17 protein-coding genes are annotated in these 15,638 nt (G+C 65.3%); 13 read left to right on the top strand and 4 right to left on the bottom strand.

All coding sequences use genetic code 11. From position 1 onward, the window contains the following. Window positions 1–21 precede the first annotated feature (21 nt). Window positions 22–1,776, top strand: coding sequence for a ribonuclease J (locus tag CH283_RS20455; RefSeq protein ID WP_037189531.1), 1,755 nt, complete (start codon window positions 22–24; stop codon window positions 1,774–1,776). Between the two features lie 31 nt (window positions 1,777–1,807). Here the strand turns inward: CH283_RS20455 and CH283_RS20450 are convergent, their stop codons facing one another. Then, a complete protein-coding gene (locus CH283_RS20450) occupies window positions 1,808–2,587 on the bottom strand; it encodes a sulfite exporter TauE/SafE family protein (protein WP_094614466.1) in 780 nt (259 codons plus the stop codon). Window positions 2,588–2,682: 95 nt separating this feature from the next. Between CH283_RS20450 and CH283_RS20445 the strand changes: the two genes are divergently transcribed. Together CH283_RS20445 and CH283_RS20440 are read left to right on the top strand one after the other, a co-directional pair. Continuing rightward, window positions 2,683–3,312: a TIGR03085 family metal-binding protein gene (locus CH283_RS20445; RefSeq protein ID WP_176460473.1), complete on the top strand. Its 630-nt coding sequence runs from the start codon at window positions 2,683–2,685 to the stop codon at window positions 3,310–3,312. 69 nt (window positions 3,313–3,381) lie between these two features. Beyond that, window positions 3,382–6,069 (top strand): DNA translocase FtsK, encoded by a 2,688-nt coding sequence (locus tag CH283_RS20440; protein ID WP_176460472.1) that lies wholly within the window; start codon window positions 3,382–3,384, stop codon window positions 6,067–6,069. Between the two features lie 88 nt (window positions 6,070–6,157). Here the strand turns inward: CH283_RS20440 and CH283_RS20435 are convergent, their stop codons facing one another. Together CH283_RS20435 and CH283_RS20430 are read right to left on the bottom strand one after the other, a co-directional pair. Continuing rightward, window positions 6,158–6,442: a YciI family protein gene (locus tag CH283_RS20435; RefSeq protein ID WP_068050703.1), complete on the bottom strand. Its 285-nt coding sequence runs from the start codon at window positions 6,440–6,442 to the stop codon at window positions 6,158–6,160. Between the two features lie 41 nt (window positions 6,443–6,483). Further along, window positions 6,484–7,071, bottom strand: a complete 588-nt coding sequence (locus CH283_RS20430) for an amino-acid N-acetyltransferase (RefSeq protein ID WP_082899029.1) — start codon at window positions 7,069–7,071, stop codon at window positions 6,484–6,486. A 140-nt stretch (window positions 7,072–7,211) separates the two neighbouring features. On the opposite strand from CH283_RS20430, the gene pgsA reads away from it, so the two are divergent. The 5 genes from pgsA to CH283_RS28410 all read left to right on the top strand — a co-directional run bounded on the left by pgsA (window position 7,212) and on the right by CH283_RS28410 (window position 10,595). Continuing rightward, on the top strand, window positions 7,212–7,916 hold the full coding sequence (gene pgsA, locus CH283_RS20425; RefSeq protein WP_231893994.1) for a CDP-diacylglycerol--glycerol-3-phosphate 3-phosphatidyltransferase: 705 nt from the start codon (window positions 7,212–7,214) through the stop codon (window positions 7,914–7,916). Window positions 7,917–8,114: 198 nt separating this feature from the next. After that, window positions 8,115–8,456 carry a helix-turn-helix domain-containing protein gene (locus CH283_RS20420; protein ID WP_032397883.1) on the top strand — a complete coding sequence of 114 codons (342 nt, stop codon included), beginning with the start codon at window positions 8,115–8,117 and terminating at the stop codon, window positions 8,454–8,456. A 144-nt stretch (window positions 8,457–8,600) separates the two neighbouring features. Beyond that, window positions 8,601–9,410 carry a PspA/IM30 family protein gene (locus tag CH283_RS20415; protein ID WP_094642063.1) on the top strand — a complete coding sequence of 270 codons (810 nt, stop codon included), beginning with the start codon at window positions 8,601–8,603 and terminating at the stop codon, window positions 9,408–9,410. Between the two features lie 43 nt (window positions 9,411–9,453). Next, complete coding sequence (gene pspM / locus CH283_RS20410; RefSeq protein ID WP_255183276.1) at window positions 9,454–10,323, top strand: phage shock envelope stress response protein PspM; 870 nt, start codon at window positions 9,454–9,456, stop codon at window positions 10,321–10,323. Between the two features lie 98 nt (window positions 10,324–10,421). Further along, complete coding sequence (locus CH283_RS28410) at window positions 10,422–10,595, top strand: hypothetical protein (protein ID WP_176460471.1); 174 nt, start codon at window positions 10,422–10,424, stop codon at window positions 10,593–10,595. A 13-nt stretch (window positions 10,596–10,608) separates the two neighbouring features. On the opposite strand, the gene CH283_RS20400 is transcribed toward CH283_RS28410, so the two are convergent. Next, window positions 10,609–11,505: a diacylglycerol kinase gene (locus CH283_RS20400; protein ID WP_094642059.1), complete on the bottom strand. Its 897-nt coding sequence runs from the start codon at window positions 11,503–11,505 to the stop codon at window positions 10,609–10,611. Between the two features lie 223 nt (window positions 11,506–11,728). Here CH283_RS20400 and CH283_RS20395 point away from each other — a divergent pair, with 223 nt between their 5' ends. The 5 genes from CH283_RS20395 to CH283_RS20375 all read left to right on the top strand — a co-directional run bounded on the left by CH283_RS20395 (window position 11,729) and on the right by CH283_RS20375 (window position 15,630). Next, the gene (locus CH283_RS20395; protein WP_231893992.1) at window positions 11,729–12,367 is read left to right on the top strand and encodes a TetR/AcrR family transcriptional regulator; all 639 of its coding nucleotides are present in this window, start codon (window positions 11,729–11,731) and stop codon (window positions 12,365–12,367) included. A 90-nt stretch (window positions 12,368–12,457) separates the two neighbouring features. Next, entirely contained in the window at window positions 12,458–13,630 is a 1,173-nt protein-coding gene (locus CH283_RS20390) for a glycosyltransferase (protein ID WP_141215333.1), read from the top strand. A 10-nt stretch (window positions 13,631–13,640) separates the two neighbouring features. Then, complete coding sequence (locus CH283_RS20385) at window positions 13,641–13,832, top strand: DUF3046 domain-containing protein (protein WP_027496833.1); 192 nt, start codon at window positions 13,641–13,643, stop codon at window positions 13,830–13,832. A gap of 196 nt (window positions 13,833–14,028) precedes the next feature. Next, window positions 14,029–15,066 (top strand): recombinase RecA, encoded by a 1,038-nt coding sequence (gene recA, locus CH283_RS20380; protein ID WP_008716921.1) that lies wholly within the window; start codon window positions 14,029–14,031, stop codon window positions 15,064–15,066. A gap of 12 nt (window positions 15,067–15,078) precedes the next feature. Then, a complete protein-coding gene (locus CH283_RS20375; RefSeq protein WP_094642057.1) occupies window positions 15,079–15,630 on the top strand; it encodes a regulatory protein RecX in 552 nt (183 codons plus the stop codon). Window positions 15,631–15,638: the final 8 nt, after the last annotated feature.

Below are 15,638 nucleotides of genomic sequence, written 5' to 3'. Positions count from 1 at the left end.
GGGGCTCGGCAGGGGAAGCCGATGGTGCAGAACTCGGCGCGCACTCAGCGTCCCGACAAGCGTCGTGAATTCGACCCGACGGAGCGTCTCGGCACACCGCCGAAGGCCCCGTTCAAGGGCCTGCGAGTGGTCGCGCTCGGTGGCATCGGCGAAATCGGTCGCAACATGACGGTGTTCGAGCACCAGGGCAAAATGCTGATCATCGACTGCGGCGTGCTCTTTCCCGAGGATCAGCAGCCGGGTGTCGACCTGATCCTGCCCGACTTCCGGCACATCGAGAATCGCATGGCCGACGTCGAGGCCGTGGTCCTGACGCACGGTCACGAGGACCACATCGGTGCTGTCCCGTTCCTGCTGCGCCTGCGTCCCGACCTACCCGTCGTCGGATCCAAGTTCACCCTCGCGCTCGTCGCGGCCAAGTGCCGTGAGCACCGATTGCGGCCGAACCTCGTCGAGGTCATCGAGGGCCAGCACACGCAGCACGGCCCGTTCGATTGCGAATACTTCGCGGTGAACCACTCCATTCCCGATGCGCTCGCCATCGCCATCAGGACCGATGCCGGGCTGGTGCTGCACACCGGTGACATCAAGCTCGATCAGCTACCGCTCGACGGTCGCCTGACCGACCTGGCCGGCTTCTCCCGGCTCGGCGACGAGGGTGTCGACCTCTTTCTGGTCGACTCCACCAATGCCGAGGTGCCCGGATTCGTCACGCCGGAACGCGAGATCGGCGGAGTACTCGACACCGTCATCGGCAAGGCGAAGCAGCGCGTCATCGTCGCGTCGTTCGCCAGTCACGTGCACCGCATTCAGCAGGTCATCGACGTCGCCGAGCGGTACAACCGCCGCGTGGCATTCGTCGGCCGGTCGATGGTCCGCAACATGCAGATCGCTCAGGATCTCGGCTACCTGCGTGTGCCCGACGGTCTCGAGGTCAATGTCGACACTGCCGCAACGCTTCCCGACGACCGGTTGGTGCTGATCTCCACCGGTTCGCAGGGCGAGCCGTTGTCGGCGCTGTCCCGGATGGCTCGCGGCGAGCATCGACAGATCAACGTCAAGGCGAACGATCTCGTGGTGCTGGCGTCCTCACTCATTCCCGGCAACGAGAACTCGGTGTTCGCGGTGGTCAACGGCCTCGCCAAGCGGGGTGCGACCGTCGTGACGCAGCAGAACGCGAAGGTTCACGTCTCGGGCCATGCGTCGGCGGGAGAGCTGCTCTACCTCTACAACGCCGTTCGGCCCACCAATGCCATGCCGGTACACGGCGAGTGGCGTCACCTGCGCGCCAACGCGGCGCTGGCCAAGGCGACGGGCGTACCCGAGGAGCGAGTGGTGCTGGCCGAGGACGGCGTGGTGGTCGACATGGTCGACGGTCTCGCCGAGATCGTCGGACAGGTGCCCGTGGGGCACGTCTACGTCGACGGCCTCTCGGTCGGTGACGTCGGCGATTCGACGCTGTCCGACCGACTGGTGCTGGGCGAGGGCGGTTTCATCGCGATCAGCGTCGCCGTCGATTCGGCCACCGGTCGTGCAGTGACCGCACCCGAGGTGTCCGGTCGCGGATTCTCCGACGATCCGGCTGCACTCAAGGAAGCCGGTCAACTCGTCGAGTCGGAGTTGCAGCGTCTGGCGTCCGACGGCGTGTCCGATACGCACCGCATCGCGCAGGCAGTGCGTCGTGTCGTCGGTCGGTGGGTGGCGGACAAGTATCGCCGCAAGCCGATGATCGTTCCGACGATCATCGCGGTCAAGCCGCAACCGCAGTCGAACTAGGCGCTCCCACAGTCGAACTGGACGCGATCGTCTAGACGAGCAGTCTCCAGAGTCCGATCAGACCCAGGACGACGATGGCACCGCGCAGGGCCGCCGGCGAGAGCCGGCGGCCGTAGCGCGCTCCGACGGCTCCACCGATCAGCGAGCCGACCGCGATCAGTCCCGCTGCCTGCCAGCTGATGTCGTCGAAGCGAAAGATCGTGTACGTCACCGCTGCAACGACATTGACGACCAATGACAGAAGATTCTTGGCTGCGTTCATCCGCTGCATGGTCTCGGGGAGCAGCGCTCCCATCACCCCGATGAGCAGGATGCCTTGTGCGGCAGTGAAATAGCCGCCGTAAATACCGACCAGCAGAGTGCCGCCGGTGACCAAGGCCATCCGGGTACGGCTGATGTGGTTCGCGGCCTTGCCTGCGGCTTCCGATCGCCGTTTGGCCCAGGCCTGGATTCTCGGTTGTGCGACAACGAGAATCAGCGCGCCGATGAGCAATACCGGAACCACTGCGGCGAACACGGTTTCGGGTAGATGGAGCAGCAGCCAGGCACCGCCGAGCGCGCCCAAGAACGAGGCAGGCAACTGCCACCGCAGTCGATGCCACTGCCCGCGCAGTTCGCGCCGATAACCCCACGTACCCGAGACGCTTCCCGCCACCAGGCCCACCGCATTGGACATGGTGGCGACCACCGGGGGATAGCCGAATGCGACCAACGTCGGAAACGTGATCAGCGTCCCGGAACCGACGACGGCGTTGATGGCTCCGGCTCCGAGTCCGGCGAGCAGGATGACGAGAATTTCCGATACCGGCACTGTTGGGAGGCTACCGACGCCGCAGGTGCATCGAACATCGGGGAGTGTGGGGCGGCGGGATGCCGTCGGATCGCTCGGGACGTACCGTGGACCGCGTGAGCCTCGCCCAGGATGAACGTTCCCAACTGGTCCAGACCCTTCTCGACGTGGGTCCCGATGCGCCGACGCTGTGCGGTGAGTGGACCGCAGCCGATCTGGCGGCGCATCTCGTCGTCCGGGAACGACGCCTGGACGCCTCGCCCGGCATATTTCTCTCTCCGCTCGCGGGGTACACGGAGCGCGTCCAGCGATCCGTTGCGAACAAACCGTTCACGACGGTGGTGGAGGACATACGGACGGGGCCGCCCATGTGGTCGCCGTTCGCACTGCTGGACCCCCTGATCAATCTCGGTGAGATGTTCGTTCATCACGAGGATCTGCGCCGGGCAGGCGAGAGCTGGACTCGACGAGTGTTGCCGGCCGCGGTGGAAACGCGCCTGTGGCCGCAGGTTCGTTTGATAGGCCGGGCCGGACACCGTTCTGCGCCGATTCCGGTGCACGTCCGCACCCCGGACGGCCGCACAGCCACGTTCAAGGGTGGATCGGGCCCGGGCCCGGGCGTGACCGTGGTGGGGGAGCCGTCGGAACTGCTGCTCTACGCGTTCGGGCGCGATCGGATCGAGGTGCTGTACGAGGGTTCGGCGGACGACGTGGCTGCCGTGAAGGCACTCGATCTGAGCTTCTGACACATTCACCCCCGCTGTTACTGGTGTTGCGGATGGTTTCGACGGGGCTGTTGCGACTAGCCTGGGGGCATGGCAGGAAAGACCAGCACCTCCACCGCCAGAGCCGGATCCAGCGGATCCGGCTCCTCGCGCGCGTCCGGCACCGCCCGTAAATCCGGTGGCGGGCGTACTGCGCGCACCGTGACGACGCCGAAGAAGCCCACCGCGCCGCGCAACCCCGCGACGTCGCGTGCGAACGCGTCCTCCCGTGGCAAGGCCCCAGCCAGGGGTGCGTCGACGGCTCGGCGCCCGGCGGCGAAGAAGAAGTCACGCGGTGCCCTCGACGCGATCGGGCGAGGCATCGCGTCCACCTGGTCGATGGCGGCACGCGGAGTCGGTGCCACGACGCGGACGGTGAGCAAAGCCGCCGACATCGAGCACGGCCACCGCCGGGACGGGATCGCCCTCGGACTGATCGCCGTCAGTGTCGTCGTCGCCGCGAGTGTGTGGCTGAGCGCCGGGGGACCGGTCGGCGAATGGATCGAGGTGGGTATCCGCGCCGTCATCGGTGAAGCCGGCTACGTCGCGCCCGTGCTCGGTGTCGCCATCGCCGTCGTTCTGATGCGCTCCGAACCGCATCCCGAGGTACGGCCGCGACTTGTTCTGGGATCGATCCTGCTCGGCCTGCCGATCCTCGGCCTGTGGCACATGGCCGCAGGCTCACCGACCGACGCCGCCGGCCGATCCGAGGGCGCAGGCTTCATCGGATACGTGGCAGGTGGACCCATAGCCGACGGCCTCACCGTGTGGCTGGCCGTACCGTTGTTGCTGCTCGCAGGCCTGTTCGGAGTACTGCTTCTCACCGGCACCACCGTGCGCGACGTACCCGATCGGATGCGTGCACTGTTCGGCACCGACAGCCGCGGCGACGAATACGACGAGTACGACCCGGCCGACTTCGGCTCCGAATTCGGTGACGAGGGCTACGGCGACTACGACAGCAACTTCGACGCCGACGGCTACCCGGTCCACGGCGGCGCAGACCCCTACGACAACTACCCGACCGAGGAATACATCCCGGTCGTCAAGCCGCCACGCGCGCGCAAGACCCCGCCGCCCGAGGCTGCCACCGAGGTCATCGCACCCGCCGCCGCTGTTCCCGCACCTGCTCCCGAGCCGGTCGCGCCCCCGCGGCCGAAGCCCAAGCCGATCGTGAAGGCGGCCGAACCGAAACAGCCGGCCGAGGACGACAAGATCGTCGTCGATCGCGTCGTCGACGGGGATTACACGCTGCCGTCGCTGTCGTTGCTGATCGACGGAGATCCGCCCAAGACCCGCAGCCAGGCCAACGACGCCATGATCGAGGCGATCTCCGAGGTACTCGAACAGTTCAAGATCGATGCCGCGGTCACCGGTTTCACCCGCGGCCCCACGGTCACCCGCTACGAGGTGGAGCTTGGCCCCGGCGTCAAGGTCGAGAAGATCACGGCACTCGCACGTAACATCGCCTACGCCGTCGCCACCGACAACGTTCGCCTGCTCGCACCTATCCCGGGCAAGTCCGCGGTCGGTATCGAGGTGCCCAACTCGGACCGTGAGATGGTCCGTCTGGCGGACGTGCTGACCGCGCCGTCGACGCGCAAGGACCACCATCCGTTGGTGATCGGACTCGGTAAGGACATCGAGGGCGACTTCGTCAGCGCCAACCTCGCGAAGATGCCGCACTTGCTGGTGGCCGGATCCACCGGTTCCGGTAAGTCCAGCTTCGTGAACTCGATGCTCGTCTCGCTGCTCGCACGGGCGACGCCGGACGAGGTTCGGATGATCCTGATCGACCCGAAGATGGTGGAGCTGACGCCCTACGAGGGAATTCCGCACCTCATCACCCCGATCATCACGCAGCCCAAGAAGGCTGCCGCGGCGCTGGCCTGGCTCGTCGAGGAGATGGAGCAGCGTTACCAGGACATGCAGATCAACAAGGTTCGTCACATCGACGACTTCAACAAGAAGGTGCGGTCCGGCGAGATCACCGCACCACTGGGCAGCGAACGCGTCTACCGGCCGTATCCCTACATCCTGGCCATCGTGGACGAGCTGGCCGACCTGATGATGACTGCCCCGCGTGACGTCGAAGAGGCGATCGTGCGGATCACCCAGAAGGCGCGCGCCGCCGGCATTCACCTGGTGCTCGCCACCCAGCGTCCTTCGGTCGACGTCGTGACGGGCTTGATCAAGACGAACGTGCCGTCGCGACTGGCCTTCGCCACGTCGTCTCTGACCGACTCACGCGTCATTTTGGACCAGCCGGGTGCGGAGAAGCTCATCGGTATGGGAGACGCGCTCTTCCTACCGATGGGTGCGGGCAAGCCGACGCGTCTGCAGGGTGCGTTCATCACCGACGAGGAAATCGCCGCCGTCGTCGACTTCGCCAAGAACCAGGCCGAGCCGGAGTACAACGAGACCGTCACCGCTGCGAAGGTCTCGGACAAGAAGGACGTCGACCCGGACATCGGCGACGACCTCGACGTGCTGTTGCAGGCGGTCGAACTGGTCGTGACGAGTCAGTTCGGTTCGACGTCGATGCTGCAACGCAAGCTTCGAGTCGGCTTCGCCAAGGCCGGGCGATTGATGGACCTGATGGAGAACCGCGGAGTCGTCGGCCCGAGCGAAGGCTCGAAGGCCCGCGAGGTACTCGTCAAGCCCGACGAACTCGACGGTCTGCTGTGGTCGATCAAGGGCGGCGACCCGGACGAGCAGCCCGCGTCGGAGGAGTTCTGACCGCTTCCCGGCGTGGGTGAATGGACCACTGCAGCCGTCTCGGCGGTGCAGTGGTCCATTCATTCGAACGGGGGGGGAGCGGGGAAGATCAGGACGTGAAGGTGCCCATGACGGGCGTCCATTCGTGGAACGTCGCCGACTCGATCAGGTTCTCCACCGCGAACGGGTCTTGCGCGAACAGCGTCTCGACGGTGGCAGCATCCGCGCCCTCCACCAGCAGCAGAGCACCGCTGCCATCGGCGTACGGTCCACTCGACACCAGGGTTTTCCGGTCGAGTAGGTCGGCCAACCAGGCGCGATGTGCTGCGCGGTGGGTGTCGCGCCCGTCTGTGGTGGCGGGTGAATAGGTGTAGCTGACGGCGATCAGGGGCATGGAGCTCTCTTCCGGATTCGAGGGGTGATCCCGGAATTCTGTCAGAGCGACAGCAACATCCGCGTGTTGCCCAGAGTGTTCGGTTTGACGTAACTCAGGTCCAGGAACTCCGCCACGCCGGTGTCGTAGGAACGGCACATTTCCGCATAGACCTCGGCCGTCACGGGGGTTCCGTCGATCTCGGCGAACCCGTGTCGAGAGAAGAAGTCCACCTCGAAAGTCAGCACGAACACTTTCTGCAACGCCAGATCACGAGCGACCTCGATCAGTTTGGCGACGATCAGATGGCCTGCGCCGTGCCCCTTGGCGGCGGGATCGACGGCGACCGTGCGAACCTCGCCAAGATCGGCCCACAGCACGTGCAGTGCACCGCAGCCGATGATCTCGCCGTCACGCTCGGCGATCCAGAACTCCTGCACCGCCTCGTACAGGGTGACGAGGTTCTTCTCGAGCAGAATGCGTCCGGCGTAGATGTCGATCAAACGCTTGATCTCGGGGATGTCGGAGGTTCTGGCTCGACGCACGACGAGAGTGCCGTCGTCAGCGGAGCCGAGGTCCGCAATGTCGGATTGCACGTCGGATTCGGGGTCTGCGATGTCGCGACTCGCCCGATTCGGCCCAGAAGTCATGGGGTGAACAGTAGTCAGTACCGCAACCGATAAACTTTTCGTGTGTCGTTCAGTGAGCTGTGTCCCCGTCTCGGCGGATCGGTGCTGCGCCGAAGCCGACACACCGACCGGTACGTCGTCGACGGCGCGCGGTTCTGCCGATGAGCGGGCCGGTGACGCCCGATCACGGCGTTCCATCCAGCGGCGAGATTCCGGGCAACCGTCCCTCCGGTGCTTCGGCCCCGCGTGATTCGGGACTGCGTGATTCGGGACTGCCTCACGGCAACGCTGTCACCGGTGGTCCGGACGAAGTGCCGTTGCTCAATATCGCGAACGTCCTGACGGTGCTCCGAATCGCACTGGTTCCGGTCTTTCTCGCAGCACTGTTCGTCGGTGACGGCCACGACACATCCTGGCGGCTGGCGGCAACCGCGATCTTCGCTGCTGCTGCCATCACCGACCGGATCGACGGTCAGTTGGCCCGCAAGTACGGTCTCGTCACCGATTTCGGGAAGATGGCCGACCCCATCGCGGACAAGGCTCTGATCGGGGCCGCGCTCGTCGGACTGTCGATGTTGGGCGACCTGTCGTGGTGGGTGACGGTGATAATCGGTGTGCGGGAGATCGGCATCACCGCGGTGCGGTTCGCCGTCATCCGCCACGGAGTGATCCCCGCAGGGCGCGGCGGCAAGGTGAAGACTCTGGTGCAGACGTTCGCGATCGGGGTGTACCTGTGCCCTCTGCCGAGCGTGTTCGACCCGGTCGCGGTCGCCTTGATGGCGCTGGCGGTTCTGCTCACCGTCTACACCGGTGTGGACTACGTGGTGCAGGCCGTTCGTCTGCGCCGAGGCGTGTCCTCCGCGTGAACTCGTCGGCGGGCTACAGTCGTGGTGGCCGTGTCGCAGCTGTTTCGGCGCGTGTCGCAGTGAACGGGCATATAGGGTCGGGAACCAATCGGACCGACTGGGACGTTGAACATCGTGACGGCTCCGGACGAACGAGATGTGAACGTTGTCGTCTCGACGGCACAGCCGTCGGCACGAACACCAACGAGGAGGAGCGAGATGGCGCTGCTATTGCGTGAAGCACTCGGCGACAGTTTGCGGCGTACTCGCGTCGCACAGAGCCGAACCCTGCGTGAAGTCTCGAACACCGCACGCGTCAGCCTCGGATACCTTTCCGAGGTCGAACGTGGTCGCAAGGAAGCGTCGAGCGAGCTCCTCGCTGCGATCTGCGACGCCCTCGCCGTCCCGCTCTCGGACGTCATGAGCGATGTCAGTGTGACACTGTCCGACGCCTCGACCGCCGCCGCGCGGCTCGACGAGGCGGCGGTCGCCACCCGCATCGACGGCGATACTCGCGTCGTGATTCCGGCACCTGCTGCCAGAGCACTCGCCGCCGCCTAAGATCGGAAAAGTACCCAGTTTCCACTCCTGACCCAGACCACGCACCCGACTTTCACAGCACGGACAGGTTCATTTCGGTCACTGCGAGAGCAGCCGACCCGTACGCGGCCACCGCGGCGCAACAGATGGAGGCAGGACCACCCCATGGCTAATCCTTTCGTCAAGGCCTGGAAATACATGATGGCGCTCTTCAATTCCAAGATCGACGAGAAGGCCGACCCCAAAGTTCAGATTCAGCAGGCGATCGAGGACGCACAGCGACAGCATCAGGCTCTGTCCCAGCAGGCCGCGTCGGTCATCGGTAATCAGCGCCAGCTCGAGATGAAGCTCAGCCGTCAGCTGGACGAGGTCGAGAAGCTCAACGCGAACGCGCGGCAGGCGGTGACGCTGGCCGATCAGGCCGCCACTGCAGGCGACATCGAGAAGGCCACGCAGTACACGAACGCAGCCGAGGCGTTCGCAGCACAGCTGGTGACCGCCGAGCAGAGTGTCGAGGACCTCAAGGTCCTGCACGACCAGTCTTTGCAGGCAGCCACTCAGGCGAAGAAGGCCGTCGAGCAGAACGCCATGGCTCTGCAGTCGAAGGTCGCAGAACGCACCAAGCTACTGAGCCAGCTCGAGCAGGCGAAGATGCAGGAGAAGGTCAGCGAATCCCTGCGGTCGATGGACAGCACGCTGTCCGCGCCCGGCAACACCCCGAGCCTCGACGCGGTGCGCGACAAGATCGAACGTCGCTACGCTGATGCCCTCGGATCGGCAGAGCTGGCCCAGAACACCGTGTCGGGTCGCATGATGGAGGTTCAGCAGGCTTCGGTGCAGATGGCGGGTCACAGCCGCCTCGAACAGATTCGTGCATCGATGGCAGGCGACTCGTTGCCGTCGGGCAATGCCGCGGCGAAGCCCTCGATCTCGAAGGCTCCGGACGCGACGCCCGAGCCACCGGCTCAGGCATAGATCGAGCCGGCGAACAGCTCGGACGTCCGACAGCAACGTCGACATGAACAGTAGAGAACACGAATCCGGCCGGTCGCGTAAGCGGCCGGCCGTTTCGCTCGATCGTGAGGCCGTGACCGCAGCCGTCACCGAGTCCGGTGCCGTGGTCAAGTCTTTGGCGGAGTCCGCTCGGAGTGTCGGGACCTCGATTCTCGGTGCCGCAGGGCGCCGAAGGGATCCCCGCGTCAAGCACCTGAAGAAGATTCGCCGCGCCAGACGACGCGGAATCAGGTTCGGTGCTGCGTCCACGACGACGGCCGTGGGAACTGCGGGGATGGCCGTGCTGTCGGCACCGGAGTGGACTCTGTTCGTGGGCGGCGGTAGTGCTGCACTGATGGCGGTCCCGGCCGCATTCGCGGTGACGCGGTTGCGGCGTCTTCGAGCCCAGCCGGTGCCGGTGGGACTACCGACCAAGCGCGTATTGCCGCAGCGCGGATCTGCCGCGTACGAGTCGATGACCCGACTGGCCGGTGCCGAGCAGAGTCTGTTCGAGCTACTGGGAATCCTGGCGAGGTCCGAGACGATCGGTGCCGAGGACGTCGAGGAGATGATCGGGGTGACCTCCGACGCAGCCCGCGGGCTCGAAGGAGTCGCCGTCGACATCGCCGCTCTGGAACGTGCGGGGGCGGCAAGCGCTGTGACCCGCGAGCACTTGCGCGGCGGAATAGCCTCGGCTGCAGCCGAACTCGCCACCGGTGTCGATCAGTACGAGCAGCTCGTGGCCGCTGCCGCGCGGATGACCGGACCGGCCGGATCGGCGTCGACGACGGTCGTGGAATCGCATCGACGCGAGCTGCTGTCGGCTACGGATCGACTGCAGGGGTGGGCCGAGGCGCTCACCGAACTCGACCGGATTCGGTCGCGGCATCGCTGAGACAATTCAGGGTTCACCCCGATGTGCTCGTCGCGCGCGAGTGCCAGTATCGAAGTACGCGAAACGACACGGTGCGCGGCGACACGGTAGGAGCACTCATGTTCTGGAAAGTACTGGGATTCATCGTTCTGATCTGGATTGCGCTCGCGCTTCTGGGCAGCATCATCAAGGGTGTCTTCTGGCTCGTGGTGGTCGGCGCGATCGTGTTGAGCCTGGTGTGGCTGTACAAGGCGATCTCCTCCGACAACGATCGCTCGTCGCTGAAGTTCTGACGCGGCGGCTCGGTCACCCGCGAGCCACGGAATCCTGATTCACGAACACCCGAAGTGCACGCGGCACGCAACGCGCGGTGACAGGTAGTTCGGCGACTCGCTCACCGTCCGCATAGGCGACGATTCCGTCGCATCGCAGCGTGACCTGCGTCGAGGTGTAGGTGTCCACCTCGGGCCGGTCGATGTGCGTTCCCCGGTAGAGCGTGGGGGACAGTCCGAGCAGTCGAGTCCGGCTCACCCCTCGGATGACGGTGACGTCGAGAAGGCCGTCGTCCACGAGCGCGGCGGGGCACACGACCATCCCGCCACCGTAACTTCTGCCGTTTCCGACAGCGACCAAGGTGGCGTCGAGACGAAGCTCGGCATCGTCAAGTTCGATGACGTACGGCAGCTTTCGAAGTGACGCCAGCTGAAGCATCATCGCTGCGTTGTACCGCAGCGGTCCGCGTGGCCAGCGCAGTCGCTTGGCCCTCTCGGTGACCAGCGAGTCGAAGCCACTGGACAGGACGGTGGCGAACCAGCGCTCGCCGATCCGTCCGAGATCGATTGCGCGAGTGACGTTGTCGGCGACGATGTCGGCGGCGTGAACAGCATCGCCACGAGGCAGTCCCAGAGACCGTGCCAGATCGTTGCCGGTACCGGCCGGGATCAGGCCCATCGGGACGTCGGTGCCGGCCAGTACTTGGACGACGAGATTGACGAGCCCGTCGCCGCCGACGGCGACCACCGCGTCCGTACCGCTGCCGACTGCCTTCTCGAGCAAAGTCAACGCATCCCCGGGTGTGCGGCCTTCGATGGCCGTGACGTGAAGTTCACGCTCCCGCAGTCGAGCCACGGCGCACCGTCCGGCGTGCCCCGCGTGCCCACCGCCGGCCATCGGGTTGGTCAACACCGTCACCGATCGGGTCATGCTCGCAACGATTTTTCGATCACATCGATCAGCTTGCCAGGGTCGACGATTGTCGTGGTGGTGACCGACGCGATTCCTGGTCGAATGCCCCCGATGCAGATTGCGCATGCGTGTTACTAGCGATCTTCCGGCCCGATGTGCGTGTAACCGTGAGGTACTGTAACGAAATAGACTGTTACTACGCGTAATACGGTCTTTTTGTCCGAATCGAGAAAGGTGGCACGTGATCGAGCAGCCGGTGTCGAGTCCTGTCTCGTCGGAGCCCCCGCAGTCGTCGTCCGGGACCGCCGCTCCCGAGAAGTCGGTCGAGAACACCGTTCTCGACGCGGCCCGATCCTGCATCCTCGAACACGGAGTCAAGCGCACGACCTTGGCCGAGATCGCGCGTCGCGCCAAGGTCAGCAGGCCCACCGTGTACCGAAGATGGGCCGATACACGAGCTGTGGTCTCGAGCCTGCTCACGCGAGAGATCGGTGCCCTGATTCCGAGCTTCGACGCTTCGGCACCGGCTCGTGATCAGCTCGTGACTGCCGTGGGTGACGTTGCCGACCGCATTCGACTCCATCCGCTTTTCGTGAAGATTCTGCGTTCCGATTCCGACGTGCTCGCCACGTACATTCTGCATCGGCTCGGAACCAGTCAGGCGTTGATCATCGACGCACTGGCTTCTCTGGTCGTTGCCGGACAACGTGATTCCTCGATTCGTGCGGGGGATCCCACCACTCTGGCCACGTTGGTGTTGCTGATGGTGCAGTCTGCTGTCCAGTCCGCGGAGATGGTGTCCGAGCGGGTGTCCGGTGCCGAGGTGACACGCCAGATGGCGTTCGCCGTCGACCGTTATCTGCGACCCGAGGGTGCGTGAACGAGGCCGCGTCCTGACCTGACCGCCCCTCTCGCGACCTGATCTCGGCGCACGTCGAGCGGTACGGCTCGAGTGTGGCACGCTGGGTTGGTGCGAGTAGCAGTGGTGGCCGGGCCCGATCCGGGGCATGCCTTTCCGGCGATCGCCCTGTCTCTGCTCTTCCGCGCGGCCGGCGACGAACCGATCCTCTTCACCGGTAGCCGCTGGGTACCCGCCGCGCACGCCGCGGGCCTGCGAGCGCTTCCGCTGGGTGGACTCGCACCGCGGCCGGAAGACGACGATCTCGATGCCGGACAACGGATCCACTCTCGGGCGGCGTTCGTCTCGACCGAGTTGCTACCCGACCTCGAGCGGGAGAACGTCGATCTCGTCGTGTCCGACATCCTCACCGCAGGGGGTGGCATGGCCGCCGAGCGTCTCGGTATCCCCTGGGTCGAACTCTCGCCCCATCCTCTGTATTCGCCCTCGAAAGGGTTGCCGCCCATCGGAAGTGGCTTGGCTCCGGGTATCGGAATTCGGGGCAGGCTGCGCGATGTCGTTATGCGCGCGTTGACGGCACGCTCGATCGCTCAGGGGCGCACACAGCGTTCCAGCGCACGGACGAGCATCGGGTTGCCTGCCGAGGACCCGGGTCCCGCTGCTCGGCTGGTCGCCACCATTCCCGCGCTCGAGGTGCACCGTCCCGACTGGCCGGAGGAGGCACACGTGGTCGGCCCGCTGCTGTGGGAGCCGACGGACGAGCTGCTCGATGCCCCCGACGGCTCGGCACCGCTGGTGATGGTCGCGCCGTCGACCGCCTTCACCGGTGCGGAAGGAATGCTCGAGATGGCGCTGAAAGGGTTGGACGGCAGGGGAGTGCGGGTCGTGGCCTCTGTTCTCGACGGAGGTCCCGTCGCGCTCCCGAGCTGGGCGAACGCAGGCCTCGGCCGCCAGGACGAACTGCTGCGCCGTGCCGATGTGGTGGTGTGCGGCGGTGGCCACGGCATGCTTGCCAAGTCTCTCGTCCACGGCGTTCCGGTGGTGGCCGTCCCCGGCGGTGGTGATCAGTGGGAGCTGGCGAATCGGGCCGCCCGGCAGGGGAGTGCGGTCATCGTACGACCCCCGACACCGACCTCGATCGCCGACGCGGTGGCCACGGTGTTGTCCGATCCGCGTTTCGCCCGGGCAGCGGGGGCGGCGGCGGACGGGTCGCAGTCCGTCGAGGATCCGGTGTCGGTGTGTCGTCACGTGCTCGCCCGCAGCGGTCCACGGAGCGGGCGCTAGGGTTGTCGTTGTGCGTCTGACCGAATTTCGTGAACTCCTCACCGAGGAGTTCGGCTCCGTTCGAGGAAACTCCCTGCTGGCCGATCATGTGTTGTCCGGCATCGGTCGCACCGGAGCGCAGGCCATCGAGGACGGCGTCGACCCGCGAGAAGTGTGGCGCTCGATCTGTTACGAGTTCGACGTTCCGAAAGAGCGCTGGTAGTCCGCACCGGTCCTGCCGATCTTTTCCGGCGTGTCGAAAGCCGAGGTAGTTGACTCGAACACGTGTTCCCCTATGCTGATGTCAACGGTTGCTGAGCGGTCTCGAGAAACTTCTTGTCGGTACCCCGTTCTAGCGTTACCGACGACAAAGCTGATCGATACGACACAGCTGAACGACACGACACAGGGAGCTCACGATGGCTGCATACGATCGCGACAAAGCGCTCGATCTCGCACTTGCGCAGATCGACAAGAACTTCGGCAAGGGCTCGGTGATGCGCCTCGGTGACGAGGTCCGACAGCCCATCGCCGTCATCCCCACGGGATCGATCGCGCTCGATGTGGCACTCGGCATCGGAGGGTTGCCGCGTGGACGTGTCATCGAGGTCTACGGTCCGGAATCCTCGGGTAAGACCACCGTCGCCCTCCATGCAGTGGCCAGTGCTCAGCGGGCCGGCGGCATCGCTGCCTTCATCGACGCCGAGCACGCTCTGGATCCGGACTACGCGAAGAAGCTCGGCGTCGACACCGATGCCTTGCTGGTGTCGCAGCCCGATACCGGTGAGCAGGCTCTCGAGATCGCCGACATGCTGATCCGATCGGGTGCTCTCGACATCCTCGTGATCGACTCGGTGGCGGCATTGGTGCCGCGCGCCGAGATCGAGGGTGAGATGGGCGACAGCCACGTGGGTCTGCAGGCCCGCCTGATGAGCCAGGCGCTGCGCAAGATCACCGGTGCCATGAGCAACTCGGGCACCACGGTCATCTTCATCAACCAGCTGCGCGAGAAGATCGGCGTCATGTTCGGCTCTCCCGAAACCACCACCGGTGGTAAGGCATTGAAGTTCTACGCCTCGGTTCGCCTCGACATCCGCCGTATCGAGACCCTGAAGGACGGAACCGACGCTATCGGTAACCGCACCCGGGTCAAGGTGGTCAAGAACAAGGTGGCACCGCCGTTCAAGCAGGCCGAGTTCGACATCATCTACGGCAAGGGCATCAGCCGCGAAGGCTCGTTGATCGATATGGGCGTCGAGCACGGCTTCATCCGTAAGTCGGGTTCGTGGTTCACCTACGAAGGTGACCAGCTCGGCCAGGGCAAGGAGAACGCCCGCAAGTTCATGCTCGAGAACCCGGACGTGCGGGACGAAATCGAGAAGAAGATCATGGAGAAGCTGCAGATCGGCGCGGACGTCACCGCAGAGGAGCCCGCAGCTGCTCCGGTCGACTTCTAACCTGTTGTCGCTGTGCAGCAGCGAGACGAAGGCGGCGGCACCGAGGCGCAGGCGAAAGATGTCTGCCTTCGGTTGCTGACCGACCGAGCGCGCAGCAGGCACGAACTCGAAGCGAGCCTGGCCAAGAAGGGCTTCACCGCAGAAATCGCGAACGCTGTTCTCGACCGGCTCGAGAAGGCCAAGCTGGTCGACGACGAATCCTTCGCTCAGCAGTGGGTCCAGTCCCGGCACAAGTACTCCGGCAAGGGCAAACGTGCATTGAGCATGGAGCTCCGCAACAAGGGAGTCAGCAACGAACTCGCTGTGCATGCACTCGATCTGATCGATGCCGACGACGAGCGTCAGCGCGCAGCCGAGTTGATACGCAAGCGATTCCGCACGCTGCAGTTGCCCGATCCCAGCGGACCCGATGCTCGAACCGAGCGAGACAAGGTTGTGCGCAAGCTGGTCGGCATGCTCGCCCGCCGCGGCTACTCGCAGTCGATGGCATTCGCAGTGGTCAAAGAGGAGCTCGACTGCGCAGGTGCCGATACCGAAGACTTCGACGGCCCCGACTCGATGTGATCGTCCAC

The organism is Rhodococcus sp. 05-2254-2, assembly GCF_002259095.1.
Classification (GTDB): Bacteria; Actinomycetota; Actinomycetes; order Mycobacteriales; family Mycobacteriaceae; genus Rhodococcoides.
Note: the sequence above shows the minus strand (reverse complement) of the source record. Positions and strands in the feature narration are given on the sequence as shown.